The organism is Streptomyces sp. NPDC085946 (assembly GCF_044540485.1).
In the GTDB taxonomy this organism is placed as follows: domain Bacteria; phylum Actinomycetota; class Actinomycetes; order Streptomycetales; family Streptomycetaceae; genus Streptomyces.
This window is the reverse complement of sequence record NZ_JBITSF010000010.1, coordinates 123,037-137,769: the sequence shown is the minus strand read 5'-3', so window position 1 is coordinate 137,769 and position 14,733 is coordinate 123,037. Positions and strand designations below refer to the sequence as shown.

12 protein-coding genes and 1 pseudogene are annotated in these 14,733 nt (G+C 73.7%); 9 read left to right on the top strand and 4 right to left on the bottom strand.

What is annotated here, in order from left to right; translation table 11 throughout:
• Positions 1–12 precede the first annotated feature (12 nt).
• Positions 13–3,065, top strand: a pseudogene (locus tag ACIF8T_RS21155) (glycoside hydrolase family 38 C-terminal domain-containing protein).
• A 46-nt stretch (positions 3,066–3,111) separates the two neighbouring features.
• On the opposite strand, the gene ACIF8T_RS21150 reads toward ACIF8T_RS21155, so the two are convergent.
• Complete coding sequence (locus tag ACIF8T_RS21150; RefSeq protein WP_400037203.1) at positions 3,112–4,257, bottom strand: ATP-grasp domain-containing protein; 1,146 nt, start codon at positions 4,255–4,257, stop codon at positions 3,112–3,114.
• Between the two features lie 299 nt (positions 4,258–4,556).
• Between ACIF8T_RS21150 and ACIF8T_RS21145 the strand changes: the two genes are divergently transcribed.
• Together ACIF8T_RS21145 and ACIF8T_RS21140 are read left to right on the top strand one after the other, a co-directional pair.
• Positions 4,557–5,417, top strand: coding sequence for a metallophosphoesterase family protein (locus ACIF8T_RS21145; protein WP_400037201.1), 861 nt, complete (start codon positions 4,557–4,559; stop codon positions 5,415–5,417).
• Positions 5,414–6,091, top strand: coding sequence for a 4'-phosphopantetheinyl transferase (locus ACIF8T_RS21140; protein ID WP_400037199.1), 678 nt, complete (start codon positions 5,414–5,416; stop codon positions 6,089–6,091). Before ACIF8T_RS21145 ends, ACIF8T_RS21140 begins: the two co-directional genes overlap by 4 nt.
• 25 nt (positions 6,092–6,116) lie before the next feature.
• On the opposite strand, the gene ACIF8T_RS21135 is transcribed toward ACIF8T_RS21140, so the two are convergent.
• The 3 genes from ACIF8T_RS21135 to ACIF8T_RS21125 all read right to left on the bottom strand — a co-directional run bounded on the left by ACIF8T_RS21135 (position 6,117) and on the right by ACIF8T_RS21125 (position 7,836).
• A complete protein-coding gene (locus tag ACIF8T_RS21135; RefSeq protein WP_400037197.1) occupies positions 6,117–6,353 on the bottom strand; it encodes a hypothetical protein in 237 nt (78 codons plus the stop codon).
• Positions 6,354–6,611: 258 nt separating this feature from the next.
• Positions 6,612–7,154, bottom strand: coding sequence for a toxin-antitoxin system, toxin component (locus ACIF8T_RS21130; RefSeq protein ID WP_400037591.1), 543 nt, complete (start codon positions 7,152–7,154; stop codon positions 6,612–6,614).
• A gap of 31 nt (positions 7,155–7,185) precedes the next feature.
• Positions 7,186–7,836 (bottom strand): helix-turn-helix domain-containing protein, encoded by a 651-nt coding sequence (locus ACIF8T_RS21125; RefSeq protein ID WP_400037195.1) that lies wholly within the window; start codon positions 7,834–7,836, stop codon positions 7,186–7,188.
• Between the two features lie 239 nt (positions 7,837–8,075).
• On the opposite strand from ACIF8T_RS21125, the gene ACIF8T_RS21120 reads away from it, so the two are divergent.
• The 6 genes from ACIF8T_RS21120 to ACIF8T_RS21095 all read left to right on the top strand — a co-directional run bounded on the left by ACIF8T_RS21120 (position 8,076) and on the right by ACIF8T_RS21095 (position 14,725).
• Positions 8,076–8,735, top strand: coding sequence for a hypothetical protein (locus ACIF8T_RS21120; RefSeq protein ID WP_400037193.1), 660 nt, complete (start codon positions 8,076–8,078; stop codon positions 8,733–8,735).
• 84 nt (positions 8,736–8,819) lie between these two features.
• Positions 8,820–9,815 (top strand): LacI family DNA-binding transcriptional regulator, encoded by a 996-nt coding sequence (locus ACIF8T_RS21115; protein ID WP_400037191.1) that lies wholly within the window; start codon positions 8,820–8,822, stop codon positions 9,813–9,815.
• A gap of 133 nt (positions 9,816–9,948) precedes the next feature.
• Positions 9,949–11,295: an ABC transporter substrate-binding protein gene (locus tag ACIF8T_RS21110; RefSeq protein WP_400037189.1), complete on the top strand. Its 1,347-nt coding sequence runs from the start codon at positions 9,949–9,951 to the stop codon at positions 11,293–11,295.
• Positions 11,296–11,300: 5 nt separating this feature from the next.
• Complete coding sequence (locus tag ACIF8T_RS21105) at positions 11,301–12,248, top strand: carbohydrate ABC transporter permease (protein ID WP_400037187.1); 948 nt, start codon at positions 11,301–11,303, stop codon at positions 12,246–12,248.
• Positions 12,245–13,108, top strand: a complete 864-nt coding sequence (locus tag ACIF8T_RS21100; RefSeq protein WP_400037185.1) for a carbohydrate ABC transporter permease — start codon at positions 12,245–12,247, stop codon at positions 13,106–13,108. Before ACIF8T_RS21105 ends, ACIF8T_RS21100 begins: the two co-directional genes overlap by 4 nt.
• A gap of 33 nt (positions 13,109–13,141) precedes the next feature.
• Positions 13,142–14,725, top strand: a complete 1,584-nt coding sequence (locus tag ACIF8T_RS21095) for an alpha-amylase family glycosyl hydrolase (protein WP_400037183.1) — start codon at positions 13,142–13,144, stop codon at positions 14,723–14,725.
• Positions 14,726–14,733: the final 8 nt, after the last annotated feature.

The window sequence follows — 14,733 nt, the reverse complement described above, 5'->3', positions numbered from 1 at the left end:
GGAGGGGTCCGCATGCACGACGAACGCCGCCTGATCGAGGAACGCGTCGCCCGCCTGCACACCCAGCGCGTCCGGCCCGCGACCTACGCGGCCACCGCCCCCTGCGCGGTCGGGGCGTGGCAGGCGCCGGGCGAACCGGTCCCGTTCGCGGAGGCCGCGGCCGCCCCCTACGCGCCCTTCGCCCCGGGCACCCCGTGGGGGCCGCCCTGGGGCACCACCTGGTTCCGGCTGCGCGGACGGGTGCCCGCCGACTGGGCCGGACGGCGCGTCGAGGCCGTCATCGACCTCGGCTTCACGGGCGGCGCGCCCGGCAACCAGGCCGAGGCGCTGGTCCACCGCCCCGACGGCACCCCGCTCAAGGCGGTCAACCCGCTCAACCAGTACGTGCCGGTGGCCCGGCCGGCCGCCGGCGGCGAGGAGGTCCACTACCTCGTCGAGGCCGCCTCCAACCCCGACATCCTGGCGAACGGCTTCGCCGCCCCCACCCCGCTGGGCGACGTCCTGACCGCGGGCGACGCGCCCCTGTACGTGTTCCGGCGCGCCGACCTCGCCGTCCTCGACGAAGAGGTCTGGCACCTCGACCTGGACCTCCAGGTGCTGCGCGAACTGATGGTCCACCTCGGCGAGCACGAGCCGCGCCGCCACGAGATCCTGCACGCCCTGGACCGGGCCATGGACGCCCTCGACCTCGACGACGTCTCCGGCAGCGCCCCGGCCGTCCGCGCGGTGCTCGCGCCGGTCCTCGCCAGGCCCGCCCACGCCAGCGCCACACCGTCTCCGGCGTCGGGCACGCCCACATCGACTCCGCCTGGCTGTGGCCGATCCGCGAGACCAAGCGCAAGACGGCCCGCACCTTCTCCAACGTCGCCGCGCTCGCCGACGAGTACGACGACCTCGTCTTCGCCTGCTCGCAGGCCCAGCAGTACGCGTGGGTCCGCGACCACCACCCGCACGTGTGGGAGCGGATCGGGGAGCTGGTCGAGCGGGGCCAGTGGGCGCCCGTCGGCGGCATGTGGGTCGAGGCCGACGGCAACCTCCCCGGCGGCGAGGCCCTCGCCCGCCAGTTCGTGCACGGCAAGCGGTTCTTCCTCGAACACTTCGGCGTCGAGACCAAGGGCGTCTGGCTGCCGGACTCCTTCGGCTACACCGCCGCCTACCCGCAGCTCGCCCGGCTGGCCGGCAACGAGTGGTTCCTCACCCAGAAGATCTCCTGGAACCAGACCAACCGCTTCCCCCACCACACCTTCTGGTGGGAGGGCATCGACGGCACCCGCATCTTCACGCACTTCCCGCCGGTCGACACCTACAACGCCCGCCTCAGCGGCGAGGAGATGGCCCGCGCGGTGCGCAACTACGCGGAGAAGGGCGGTGGAACGCGCTCCCTGGCCCCCTTCGGCTGGGGCGACGGCGGGGGCGGCCCCACCCGCGAGATCATGGAGCGGGCGCGCCGGCTCGCCGACCTGGAGGGTTCGCCGAAGGTCGTCGTCGAGCACCCCGACGCGTTCTTCGCGCAGGCCCGCGAGGAGTACCCGGACGCACCCGTCTGGAACGGCGAGCTCTACCTGGAGCTGCACCGCGCCACCTCCACCACCCAGGCCCGCACCAAGCAGGGCAACCGCCGCTCCGAACACCGGCTGCGCGAGACCGAGCTGTGGGCGACGACGGCGGCGCTGCACGCGCCGGACTACCGCTACCCGTACGAGCGGCTCGACCGCCTGTGGAAGACGGTCCTGCTCCACCAGTTCCACGACATCCTGCCGGGCTCCTCCATCGCCTGGGTGCACCGCGAGGCGGAGGCCGAGCACGCCCGGGTGGCGCGGGAACTGGAGGCGCTGACGACCGAGGCGATCACCGCCCTGGGCGCCGGCGGACCCCGGGTCTTCAACACCGGCCCGTACGACCGCGCCGAGGTGGTCCGCACCCCCGAGGGCACACCGGCGTACGTACGGGTGCCCGCGAACGGCAGCGCGCCCCTGGTGCCCGCCGGACCCCCGCACCCCGTGGCCGTCACCGGCCGCGTCCTCGACAACGGGCTGGTCCGGGTCGAGGTCGCCGAGGACGGCACGCTGTCCTCCGTGCGCGACCTGCGGGCGGACCGCGAGGTCCTGGCCGGCCCGGGCAACCTGCTGCGCCTCCACACCGACCTGCCCAACCACTGGGACGCCTGGGACATCGACCGGCACTACCGCAACCGCCGCACGGACCTGCGGGACGGCGCGTCGGTCACCGTGGCCGGCGCGGACCCGCTGGTGGGCGCGATCCGCGTCGAGCGCCCCTTCGGCACGGGCTCCCGCATCACCCAGACGATCACCTTGCGCGCCGGCAGCCCCCGCGTCGACATCGCGACCGACCTCGACTGGCACGAGAGCGAGAAGATCCTCAAGGCGGGCTTCCCGGTCGACGTCCGGGCCCCGTACTCCTGCGCCGAGATCCAGTTCGGCCACGTCCAGCGCCCCACCCACACCAACACCAGCTGGGAGGCGGCCCGTTTCGAGGTCTCCGGCCACCGCTGGGTGCACGTCGGCGAACCCGGCTACGGCGTCGCGGTCCTCAACGACTCGACGTACGGCCACGACGTCTCGCGCACGGTCCGCGCGGACGGGGGGACGACCACCACGGTGTGCCTCAGCCTGGTCCGCGCCCCGCGCGTCCCGGACCCGCGGGCCGACCAGGGCCGGCACCGCTTCACCTACGCCCTGCTGCCCGGCGCGGACATCGCGGACGCCGTCGCGGAGGGCTACGCCCTCAACCTCCCGCTGCGCGTGGCCCGGGCGGCGGGCGCGCCCCGGCCCGTCGTCTCCGTGACCGGCCGGGGCGTGACCGTCGAGGCGGTCAAGCTCGCCGACGACGCCTCCGGCGACGTCGTCGTACGGCTCTACGAGTCCCGCGGCGGCCGTGCCCGGGGCACCCTGCACACCGGTTTCCCGCTCGCCGGAGCCCAGGTCACCGACCTCCTGGAACGCCCGCTGGGCGACGCGGACACCGACGGCGCGGGAGGGGTCCCCGTCGCGCTGCGCCCCTTCCAGATCCTCACCCTGCGCCTGCGGCGCGCCGACGGCGGCTGAGGAGAACGCCGCAGGGGTACGGGGAACCCCCGTACCCCACCGGTCCCTACAGCGGCAGCGCCTGCGCCTGCTCCTGCTCCTGGGGCTCCGCCCCGGTCGCGGCGCCCACCTGGGCCGGCACGGCCGGCAGCAGGGGCTGCGCCGCCTCCGGCCGCAGCTGCGGCGCCGACACCGGCCGCAGCGGACGCGGCCCCGACACCACCGTGTAGTCCTGCCCGAGGAACGGCGGCACCACCTCGCCCGGGTCCTCCCCGAGCGCCAGCTGCACCGCCGCCCACGGGGCGTTGACCCCGCACAGGGACAGCTGGTGCAGCCCGCCGGCCGGGCGGGTGTTGACGTCCATCAGCACGGGCCGGTCGCCGTACATCCGGAACTGGATGTTGGACAGGTAGTGCAGGCCGAAGCCCTCCGCGATCCGCCGGGCGGGCTCCAGCCACCGCTCGTCCAGGGTGAAGCCCCGGCGGCGGCCGTTCTTGGTGCGGCCCACCGCCAGGCGGATCCGGTTGTCCGGGCCGGTCAGGCAGTCCACCGACACCTCCGGCTGCTCCAGACGCGGCATCACCAGCCAGTCGACCGGCTCGGCCGCCCGGTGCACCGCCTCCAGCACCAGGTCCAGCGGCACGTACGGGCTCGGGAACCCCTCCAGCTGCGCGAGCGAGAACGGGGAACGGGTGATCACGCGGAAGCCCACCCCGCCCGCACCCGACGCCGGCTTGAAGCACGCCTTGTGGCCGCCCGCCTCCAACGCCTCGACGGCGGTGAGGAGTTCGTCCGCCGAACGGACCCGCCACCACGGCGGCACGGGCACGCCGATGGCCTGGACGGCCTCGTAGGCGATCACCTTGTCGTGGAAGACGGCCACCGCCTCGGGCGGCGGCGCCAGCAGCGCGGTGCCGGCCGCCGCGAACTCGGCGCGGTGCGCCACGACCGCCGCCTGGTGCAGCCGGGGCACGAACACGTCGATGCCGCGCCGCGTGCACTGGTCCAGCGCGTACTCGACGTACGCCGCCGGGGACAGGCCCTCGGGCTCCAGTTCGGCGGTGTCGGCCGCGGCCAGCACGGGGGAGTCCGGGTCACCGTGCGTCGCGTGGATCTCCACGGCCCGGTCGCTGGGATTTCTCCGCAGCTGGTCCATGAAGAACACGTTCTCCGCGTACGTGCGGTTGAGCCAGACGCGTACGCGAGAGACCATGCAGGCCGCCTTTCACGGTTCGCGGGCAGGGCGGAGCAGCCCGTGCCCGGGCAGGAGGAAGGGAGGGACACCAAACCGCCCCTGAGTGAAGGGACGTTCGCAGCGGTGGTGTTGGGGCAGATCATACGGCTTCGGCGGGCCGCCTCGTGCAACGTACGTGTTACGGATTTTCCGATCATGACCGCCTTGATCATGCTCATCCGGACAGGGCCGGGCGCCGCCCGCCGCGGCGGGGCCGCCTTGTCCCGGCGGCGCGGATGTGATCTCGTGGGGACGTTCGCGCGCGGAGGGGGCGGAAGGTGACGTCGACGGCCGATGGCGGCGGCCAGGTGTGGGCCATCAGCGATCTGCACATCGGCTACGCGGAGAACCGCGCCCTGGTCGAGGCCATGCGCCCCGAGTCCGAGGACGACTGGCTGCTGGTGGCCGGTGACGTCGCCGAGACCGTGTCGGACGTCCGCTGGGCCCTCAAGACGCTCGCGGGCCGCTTCGCCAAGGTCGTGTGGGCGCCCGGCAACCACGAGCTGTGGACCCATCCGAGGGACTCCGTCACCCTGCGCGGCGTCGCCCGGTACGACCATCTGGTCGACATGTGCCGCGAGCTCGGCGTCGTCACCCCGGAGGACCCCTACCCCGTCTGGGAGGGCCCCGGCGGCCCGGTCGCCGTCGCACCCCTGTTCCTGCTGTACGACTACTCCTTCCTGCCGCCCGGCTGCGCCACCAAGGAGGAGGGCCTGGCGTACGCGCAGGGCACCGGCGTCGTGTGCAACGACGAGTACCTGCTCCACCCCGACCCGTACCCGACCCGGGAGGACTGGTGCCGGGCGCGGGTCGCCGAGACCGAGCGCCGGCTCGCCGCGCTCCCCGCCGGACTGCCGGTCGTCCCCGTCAACCACTATCCGCTGGACCGGCATCCGACGGACGTGCTCTGGTACCCCGAGTTCGCCATGTGGTGCGGGACCCGGCTGACCGCCGACTGGCACCGCCGGTTCCCCGTCCACACCATGGTCTACGGCCACCTCCACATCCCGCGCACCACCTGGCACGAGGGCGTCCGCTTCGAGGAGGTGTCGGTGGGCTACCCGCGCGAGTGGCGCAGCCGCCCCGGGCCGCCGGGGCGGCTGCGCCGCATCCTGCCGAGGAAGGACGAAGACCGGTGATCGAGGAACTGCTGCCCGACTCCGTGGTCGCCGTCGAGGCGTACGGCGACGACGGAGCGGACGCGCCGCTGTACCCCGAGGAGGCGGCCCTGGTGGAGCGGGCGGTCGCCAAGCGGCGCCGGGAGTTCACCGCCGTACGCTCCTGCGCGCGCCGCGCCATGGACAAGCTCGGCGTGCCGCCGCAGCCGGTCCTGCCCGGGGAACGCGGCGCGCCGCGCTGGCCGGACGGGCTGGCCGGCAGCATGACCCACTGCGACGGCTACTGCGCCGCCGCCTTGGTCCGGGCCGCCGACCTGGCCTCCGTCGGCATCGACGCGGAACCCCACGGGCCGCTGCCCGACGGGGTGCTGTCCTCCGTCGCGCTGCCCGCGGAGGCGGAGCGGCTGCGCCGCCTGGCCGCGGACCGGCCCGACGTCCACTGGGACCGGCTGCTGTTCAGCGCCAAGGAGTCCGTGTACAAGGCCTGGTTCCCCCTCACGGGGCTGTGGCTGGACTTCACGGAGGCCGACATCGAGATCCACGCGGACCCCGGCGAGCGGCCCGCCGGCGGCTTCCGCGCGGACCTCCTCGTGCCGGGGCCGACGGTGGGCGGCCGCCGCCTCGGGCACTTCCGGGGCCGGTGGACCGCCGGGCGCGGCCTGGTCGTGACGGCGGTCTCGGTCCCGCACGGCTGAGCCCGCCGGGCGGCCGGGGCGGCTCTCACCCCTCCGGGCACCAGGCGCGCAGCAGCCGGAAGAACTCCTCCTCGTTGCCGGCCAGCCCCGCCCGCCGCAGCGCCCGCTCGGCCTCGGCGAGGACGGACGGCGGGACGACCGGGGGCAGCGCGGCGCCGGGCGGGCCGGACGCGGCGTCGAAGGCGGCGCGCACCGTGTGCAGCAGCCGCAGATAGGCCTGGACTGCGGTGCGTTCGCGGTCGGTCAGTACGGCGGTGGGCATCCGTCGGCTCTCCCCGTGTCGGCGTGATCCGTCAACGCGCCCCGGACACGGCCGCCGCAGGAGACGGCCGTCCCAGGACCCGCACGCCCCCGTGCACGGCGGCGCCCCACCAGCTTGCCGCCCCCCACTGACAATCCCGCCCCGCCCGCCGCCGCCCGCCCCGATCGGGCGAGGACGCGGCGTGCGGGGTTCGCCCGCTCGGCGGAGGCGACCCCCGCGCGATCAGCGCGACGCGACCCCGCGGACGGCGGGGGCCGGTCAGCCGTGCGACGACCCCAGGTACCCCAGCGACGCCTCGATCCGCCCGGCCAGCCGGTCGCGCTGCACCGGGCCGCGCAGCTCCGAACCGGCCAGCCAGGTGCGGCACTTGCTGGCCAGCAGCAGGCCGAAGCTCTCCGCCTCCCGCTCGTCGGCGAGGTCGAACCGGGTGCGCGCCGCGACCCTGAGGACGGTCGCCCGCAGGGCGTCCTCGTCGGGGTCGTCGCCGAGCAGGCGGGCGGCGACCGCCGCGCCCCCGACGTGGTGCCCGCAGTGCCCGGCCGTCATGTGCCACAGCTCGTGGCCCAGGATCACCAACTGGTGGTCGGGGGCGGTGCGCTCCTCGACCACGACCAGGTCCCGGTCGGTCATGTCGAGCCACAGCCCGCTGGCCGTGCCGGGCGGGAAGGCGGCCGTACGGAACTGGACGGGGCGGCCCCGGCGCCGGCTCATGGCGTCGCACAGCGCGCCGTACAGGTCGGCGGGCCGGGCCGGGGCGGGCAGCGTGAGCTCCGTGACCAGCTCGGCGCACAGGCGGCGCATGTTCCTACCGATGCCCACGCTTCTCCCCACGTCAGGACTCGGGCCGCTTGACGCTCTCCAGGAGCATGTCCAGCCACTCGGCGACCTTGTCGCGGTGCTGGTCGGTGGGCAGCTGGGCGGCTCGCCAGGCGATGCCGCGCACCCCGTGGTCCTGCAGCAGGCGCTCCAGCGGGTCGTCCTCGGCGGCCCTGCGCTCGCGGTCGGCGAGGTTCTGCAGCAGCTCCTGCTCGGTGTGCTGCAGGGCGATCGCGAGGGCCTCGGGGTCCTCGGCCGTCAGGAAGCCGGCGTGCACGCGGAAGAAGCGCTGGATGGCGTCGCAGTGCTCCATGGTGGGCCGCCGGTCGCCGTTGATGAGGGCACCGGCCTGCTGGCGCGACATGCCCGCGCCGTCGGCGATCTCCTGCTGGGTGTAGCGGCGGCCGTTGGGCTTGAGCCGGGTGCGGCGCAGCAGGTCCAGGCGCTGCACGAAGCGGGCCTGCACGTCGGGCTCGCCCGCGGGACGGCCGCTCAGCAGGGCCTTCACCACGGGCTCCGGGACACCGGAGGCGACGGACAGGCGGCCGACGTCGAAGACCTCGTGATGCGGCACGCCGAGCCGGTCGGCGAGCGCGGCGACGCGGGAGACGACGGCCGGCAGCGCGGCCGTCGGCGTGGTGCCCGGACCCTCGAAGCCACCTGTCACCGACAGATCTCCTACGTCTCTCACAGGTCTCTCACAAGCAGGCTTCTCACATGCGGTTGCCGTGAACTTCCCGGAGAGTAGCGGGTGCCTCGAACTCACATCCAGGTCTCGCCACAACTGTGGCCTATTTCAGCCGTCAACAGGCATGAAATGCCACGATAGTTGACATGCCTCGCGTCCGGGCAGCAGGATCGGGGCGGCCGCGTCGAGGCCGCACAGGCAAGAGGGGTGACCTCCCGATGGCACATCAGGCAGGAGGGCCGCGGCCGGTACCGCGGTCCGTGCCCGAAACTCCCGAGGACCAGGCCTACCTGGAGGACTACACCGCCTTCCTGGAGGCCGTCCCGTTCCCGTCGTTCGTCGTCGACCGCCGCTGGGACGTGGTCCTGGCCAACAGCGCGTTCCGGACACTTTTCGCCGCCGTCGGACCGCACCCGACGGCCATGCCCGGCGAGAACTTCCTGCGGTTCGTCCTCTTCCACCCCGACGCGGCCACCGTCCTCGGCGACCACGAGTCCAGCTGGTGCCTGCCGATGCTGGCGCAGTTCGCCGCCGCCCTGGAGCGGCACGGCCACGACCACGCGCTGCAGTCCGTCCGCCGCGACATCGCCCAGGACCCGATCATGGAGGCCGCCTACCGGCACGGCCTGCCGCACTGGATCCGTGCGGTCGGCGCGGAGGCCGCCGAGCACGACGGCGCCGTGCGCCCGCTGCTGCACCCCGATCCGCGCTGGGGCGCCACCGACTGCCGGATCGTGGTGGAGGCGCCCCGGACGCTGCGGCGGACGGGCTGCGCGCGGTGGACCCTGGTGCTGCGCGAGGCGCGCCGCGCCCCGGCCCGGGTCCGCGGGACCCGCCGCGCGGCCTCGCACCTGAGAGTGGTCCCCGCCGCCGACTGAGGGCACGGCGCGCCGCCCCCCTCACCGCCGCCGCTTGCGCGCTTTACGCAAAAAACTTGCGTTACTTGCGCTAGCCTTGCGTCCATGACGCGACGACTTGCCGAGGTGGCGAAGAAGGTAGGGGTCAGCGAGGCCACGGTCAGCCGGGTGCTCAACGGCAAGCCCGGGGTCTCGCAGGCCACCCGGCAGGCCGTGCTGTCCGCCCTGGACGTCCTCGGCTACGAGCGGCCCACCCAGCTGCGCGGCGAGCGCGCCCGGCTGGTCGGCCTCGTCCTGCCCGAGCTGCAGAACCCGATCTTCCCCGCGTTCGCCGAGGTCATCGGCGGGGCGCTGGCCCAGCTCGGGCTCACGCCGGTGCTGTGCACGCAGACCCGGGGCGGGGTCTCGGAGGCGGACTACGTGACGCTGCTGCTCCAGCAGCAGGTCTCCGGCGTGGTCTTCGCGGGCGGCCTGTACGCCCAGGCCGACGCGCCGCACGACCACTACCGGCAGCTCGCCGAGCGCCACATCCCGGTCGTCCTCGTCAACGCGGCCATAGAGCACCTCGGCTTCCCGGGCGTCTCCTGCGACGACGCGGTGGCCGTGGAGCAGGCCTGGCGGCACCTCGCCTCGCTCGGGCACGAGCGGATCGGCCTGGTGCTGGGCCCCGGCGACCACGTGCCCTCCGCGCGCAAACTGGCCGCCGCGCGGGCCGTGGGGAACGTGCCGGACGCGTACGTGGCCCGGGCCATGTTCTCCATCGAGGGCGGTCACGCGGCGGCCGGCCGGCTGATCGACCAGGGGGTCACCGGCTTCATCTGCGCCAGCGACCCGCTCGCCCTCGGCGTCGTGAGGGCCGCCCGCCGCAAGGGACTCGACGTGCCGTCGCGGATCTCCGTCGTGGGATACGACGACTCCGCGCTGATGAACTGCACCGAACCCCCGCTCACCACCGTCCGGCAGCCCATCGAGGCCATGGGCAGGGCCGTGGTGGAGCTGCTGAACGCGCAGATCAGCGGCGGTTCGGTGGCGGCCGAGGAGCTCCTGTTCGAGCCGGAGCTGGTGGTGCGCGGATCCACGGCGCAAGCACCGCGCGCCTGAACTCCGCACTCCTGTCGAATAATTACAAACTCTGCGCGATATCTTGCGGCGAGATGTCGGCGGTGCTTGAGTGTGCGACGCCCACCGCTCCCGTCCCAGGGGGCGGTCCGCTCCTGCCCCAAGGAGTCCGCCGATGACCAGCACCGGGATCCGCCGTACCGTCGCCGCGTCCGGCGCCCTCGCCCTCTCCCTCGCCCTGACCGCCTGCGGTTCCGACGACGACTCCGCGAGCGGCAGGACCCGCATCACCGTCAACTGCATGCCGCCCAGGAGCGCCCGGGTCGACCGGGCCTTCTTCGAGGAGGACGTCGCAGCCTTCGAGAAGGCCCACCCGGACATCGACGTGGTCCCGCACGACGCGTTCCCCTGCCAGGACCCCAAGACCTTCGACGCCAAGCTCGCCGGCGGCCAGATGGAGGACGTCTTCTACACCTACTTCACCGACGCCCGGCACGTCGTCGACATCGGCCAGGCCGCCGATCTCACCCCGTACCTCAAGGAGCTGAAGAGCTACGGCACCCTCCAGCGGCGGCTGCGCGACATCTACACCGTCGACGGCAAGGTCTACGGCATCCCGCGCACCGGCTACTCGATAGGCCTGGTCTACCACCGGGAGCTCTTCGAGAAGGCCGGCCTCGACCCGGACCGCCCGCCGGCCACCTGGGAGGAGGTCCGCGCCGCCGCGAAGAGGATCGCCGCCCTCGGCGACGGCACCGTCGGGTACGCCGACTACAGCGCCCAGAACCAGGGCGGCTGGCACTTCACCGCCGAGCTCTACTCCCGGGGCGGCGACGTCGTCAGCGCCGACGGGAAGAAGGCGACCGTCGACACCCCCGAAGGCCGGGCCGTCCTGCGCACCCTGCACGACATGCGCTGGACGGACGGCTCGATGGGCAGCAAGCAGCTCCTCGTCATCAACGACGTCCAGCAGATGATGGGCGCCGGCAAGCTCGGCATGTACCTCGCCGCGCCCGACAACATCCCCGTTCTGGTCAAGGAGAAGGGCGCCGACTACGAGGACATCGCCCTGGCCCCCATGCCCGGCGGCAAGGCCACCCTCATCGGCGGCGACGGCTACATGGTCGACAAGAAGGCCACCCCCGCGCAGATCCGCGCCGCCCTGAAGTGGCTCGACCACATGTTCCTCACCCCCGGCGACGGCTTCCTCGGCGACTACGCCCGCGCGAAGAAGAAGGGCGCCCCGGTCGGCCTGCCCGAGCCCCGGCTGTTCACCGGCGCCGCCGACGCCGAGGACCAGCGGGTCAAGAGGGCCCACGCCAACGTCCCGGTGGAGAACTACCGGCCGTTCCTGGACGGCAGCCGGAGACTGGAGACGAAGATCGAGCCGCCGCACGCCCAGCAGATCTACTCCGTCCTCGACGGCGTGGTCTCCGCCGTCCTCACCCAGGAGGACGCCGACATCGACCGGCTCCTGAAGGACGCCTCCGGCAAGATCGACGGCATCCTGGCGCGGGGCTGACACCGATGAAGACGGCCGAACGGCGGCGCGCCCCGGCCCCCGCGGCGCGACCGGCCCAGGCCCCGCCGCCGGCGGACCGGCGGCGCCGCCTCGCCGACCAGGGCCGCGCCTACGCCTTCCTGCTCGGCGGACTCGTCTGCTTCGCGCTGTTCTCCTGGTACCCCGCGATCCGCGCGGTCGTGATCGCCTTCCAGGAGTACACGCCCGGCACCGGGGCCGAGTGGGTCGGCACCGCCAACTTCACCCGCGTCGTGCACGACCCCGAGTTCGCCGCCGCCTGGCGCAACACGCTCACCTTCACCCTGCTCGCCCTGCTCATCGGCTTCGCCGTCCCGTTCGTCCTGGCCCTGGTCCTGAACGAACTCCGGCACGCCAAGGCGTTCTTCCGGATCGTGGTCTACCTGCCGGTGATGATCCCTCCCGTGGTCAGCGCCCTGCTGTGGAAGTGGTTCTACGACCCCGGAGCCGGCCTCGCCAACGAGGCGCTGCGCTTCCTGCACCTGCCCACCTCGAACTGGTCCAACGGCGCCGACACCGCCCTGGTCTCGCTGGTCCTCGTCGCCACCTGGGCCAACATGGGCGGCACCGTGCTCATCTACCTCGCCGCCCTCCAGTCCGTCCCGGGCGAACTGTACGAGGCCGCCGAACTGGACGGCGCGAACCTGCTCCAGCGCGTGCGGCACGTCACGGTCCCGCAGACCCGGTTCGTCATCCTCATGCTGATGCTGCTGCAGATCATCGCGACGATGCAGGTCTTCACCGAGCCGTTCGTGATCACCGGCGGCGGCCCGGAGAACGCCACCGTCACCGTCCTGTACCTGATCTACAAGTACGCCTTCCTCTACAACGACTTCGGCGGGGCCTGCGCCCTGAGCGTCATGCTGCTGGCGCTGCTCGGCCTGTTCTCCGCCGCCTACCTCCGGCTCACCCGCTCCGGCGAGGAGGACGCATGAGCGGCACCCGCACCCTGGTCTCCCCGGCCGTCCTGGCCCGCCCCCGGGCCAGGGCCGTGTACTGGACCGTCTTCACCGGCGTCGTCCTGCTCTTCGCGCTCGCGTTCCTGTTCCCCGTCTACTGGATGGTCACGGGCGCGATGAAGTCCCCGGACGAGGCGGCCCGCACCCCGCCCACCCTCGTCCCCGAGGAGTGGCGGCTGCGCGGCTACACCGACGCCTGGGAGCTCATGCAGCTCCCCACCCACCTGGGCAACACCCTCGTCCAGGCGGCCGGCGCCTGGGTGTGCCAGCTGGTGTTCTGCACGGCCGCCGCGTACTCCCTCTCCCGGCTGCGGCCCGTCTTCGGCCGGCTGGTCCTCGGCGGCATCCTCGCCACGCTCATGGTCCCGGCACAGGCCCTGGTGGTGCCGAAGTACCTGACGGTGGCGGACCTGGGGCTGCTCAACGACCCCCTGGCCATCTGGCTGCCGGCCGTCGCCAACGCCTTCAACCTTTACCTGCTCAAGCGGTTCTTCGACCAGCTCCCGCGGGACGTGCTGGAGGCCGCCGAACTGGACGGCGCCGGGCGGCTGCGCGTCCTGTGGTCGATCGTGCTGCCGATGTCACGACCGGTGCTCGGCGTCGTGTCGATCTTCGCGCTGGTCGCCGTGTGGCAGGACTTCCTGTGGCCGCTGATGGTCTTCTCCGACACCGGCAAGCAGCCCATCAGCGTGGCGCTGGTGCAGCTGTCGCAGAACATCCCGCTGACCGTGCTCGTCGCCGCGATGGTGATCGCCAGCCTCCCGGTGGTCGCCCTGTTCCTGGTCTTCCAGCGGCACGTCATCGCCGGTATCGGCGCGGGCAGCACCAAGGGCTGACACCGCCCTCCACCCCAGAGAAAGGCACCCGCCGTGGGACAGCCCACCCCCGCCCGGACCGACTGGTGGCGCTCCGCCGTCATCTACCAGGTGTACGTCCGCAGCTTCGCCGACGGCGACGGCGACGGCACCGGCGACCTCGCGGGCGTCCGCGCCCGTCTGCCCTACCTCGCCGGACTCGGCGTGGACGCCCTGTGGTTCACCCCCTGGTACCGGTCCCCGATGAAGGACGGCGGCTACGACGTCGCCGACTACCGCGCGATCGACCCGGCGTTCGGCACCCTCGCCGAGGCCGAGAAGCTGATCGCCGAGGCCGGGGAACTGGGCATCCGCACGATCGTCGACATCGTGCCGAACCACGTCTCCGACCAGCACCCCTGGTTCCGCGCCGCGTTGGCCGGCGGACCGGAGCGCGAGCTGTTCCACTTCCGCCCGGGGCGCGGCGAGCAGGGCGAACTCCCGCCCAACGACTGGCGGTCGGAGTTCGGCGGCCCCGCCTGGACCCGCCTGCCCGACGGCGACTGGTACCTCCACCTGTTCGCCCCGGAGCAGCCCGACCTGAACTGGGCCCACCCAACGGTCCGCCGGGAGCACGAGGACGTCCTGCGCTTCTGGTTCGAGCGGGGCGTGGCCGGCGTGCGCATCGACTCGGCCGCGCTGCTGGCGAAGGACCCCCGCCTGCCGGACCTCGCCGGGGGCCGCGGCCCGCACCCGTACGTCGACCGCGACGAACTCCACGACGTGTACCGCGCCTGGCGGTCGATCGCCGACGCGTACGGGGCGGTGTTCGTGGGGGAGGTGTGGCTGCCCGACAGCGAGCGCTTCGCCCGCTACCTGCGCCCCGACGAGCTGCACACCGCCTTCAACTTCTCCTTCCTGACCTGCCCGTGGGACGCGGCCCGGCTGCGCGCCGCCATCGACGAGACGCTCGCCGAGCACGCCCCGGTGGGCGCGCCCGCCACCTGGGTGCTGTGCAACCACGACGTGACCCGGACGGTGACCCGCTACGGCCGGGCCGACACCGGCTTCGACTTCGCCACGAAGGCCTTCGGCACCCCCACCGAGCTCGCGCTCGGCACCCGCCGGGCCCGCGCCGCCGCCCTGCTGTCACTGGCCCTGCCCGGCTCGGTCTACGTCTACCAGGGCGAGGAGCTCGGCCTTCCCGAGGCCGAGGTGCCCGTCGAGCGCATCCAGGACCCCATGCACGCGCGCTCCGGCGGCACCGACCCGGGCCGGGACGGCTGCCGGGTGCCGCTGCCGTGGGCCGCCGGGGAGCCGTACGCGGGGTTCGGCTCCCGGCAGGAGCCCTGGCTGCCGCAGCCGGCCGGCTGGGCGTCGTACGCGGTCGACCGGCAGCAGGGCGACCCGGCCTCCGTGCTGGCCCTGTACCGCGCGGCGATCCGCCTCCGCCCGGTCTTCGGCGACGGGCCGCTCACCTGGCTGCCCGCCCCCGACGGCGTGCTCGCCTTCACCCGCGCCGAGGACGTGCTGTGCGTGGTGAACCTCGCCGGCACGCCCGCCGACCTGCCCCCGCACACCGGCCTCCTGCTCGGCAGCGGTCCCCTGGACGACGACGGGCGGCTGCCGACGGACACCGCGGTCTGGCTGCGCGCCTGAGACCGCGG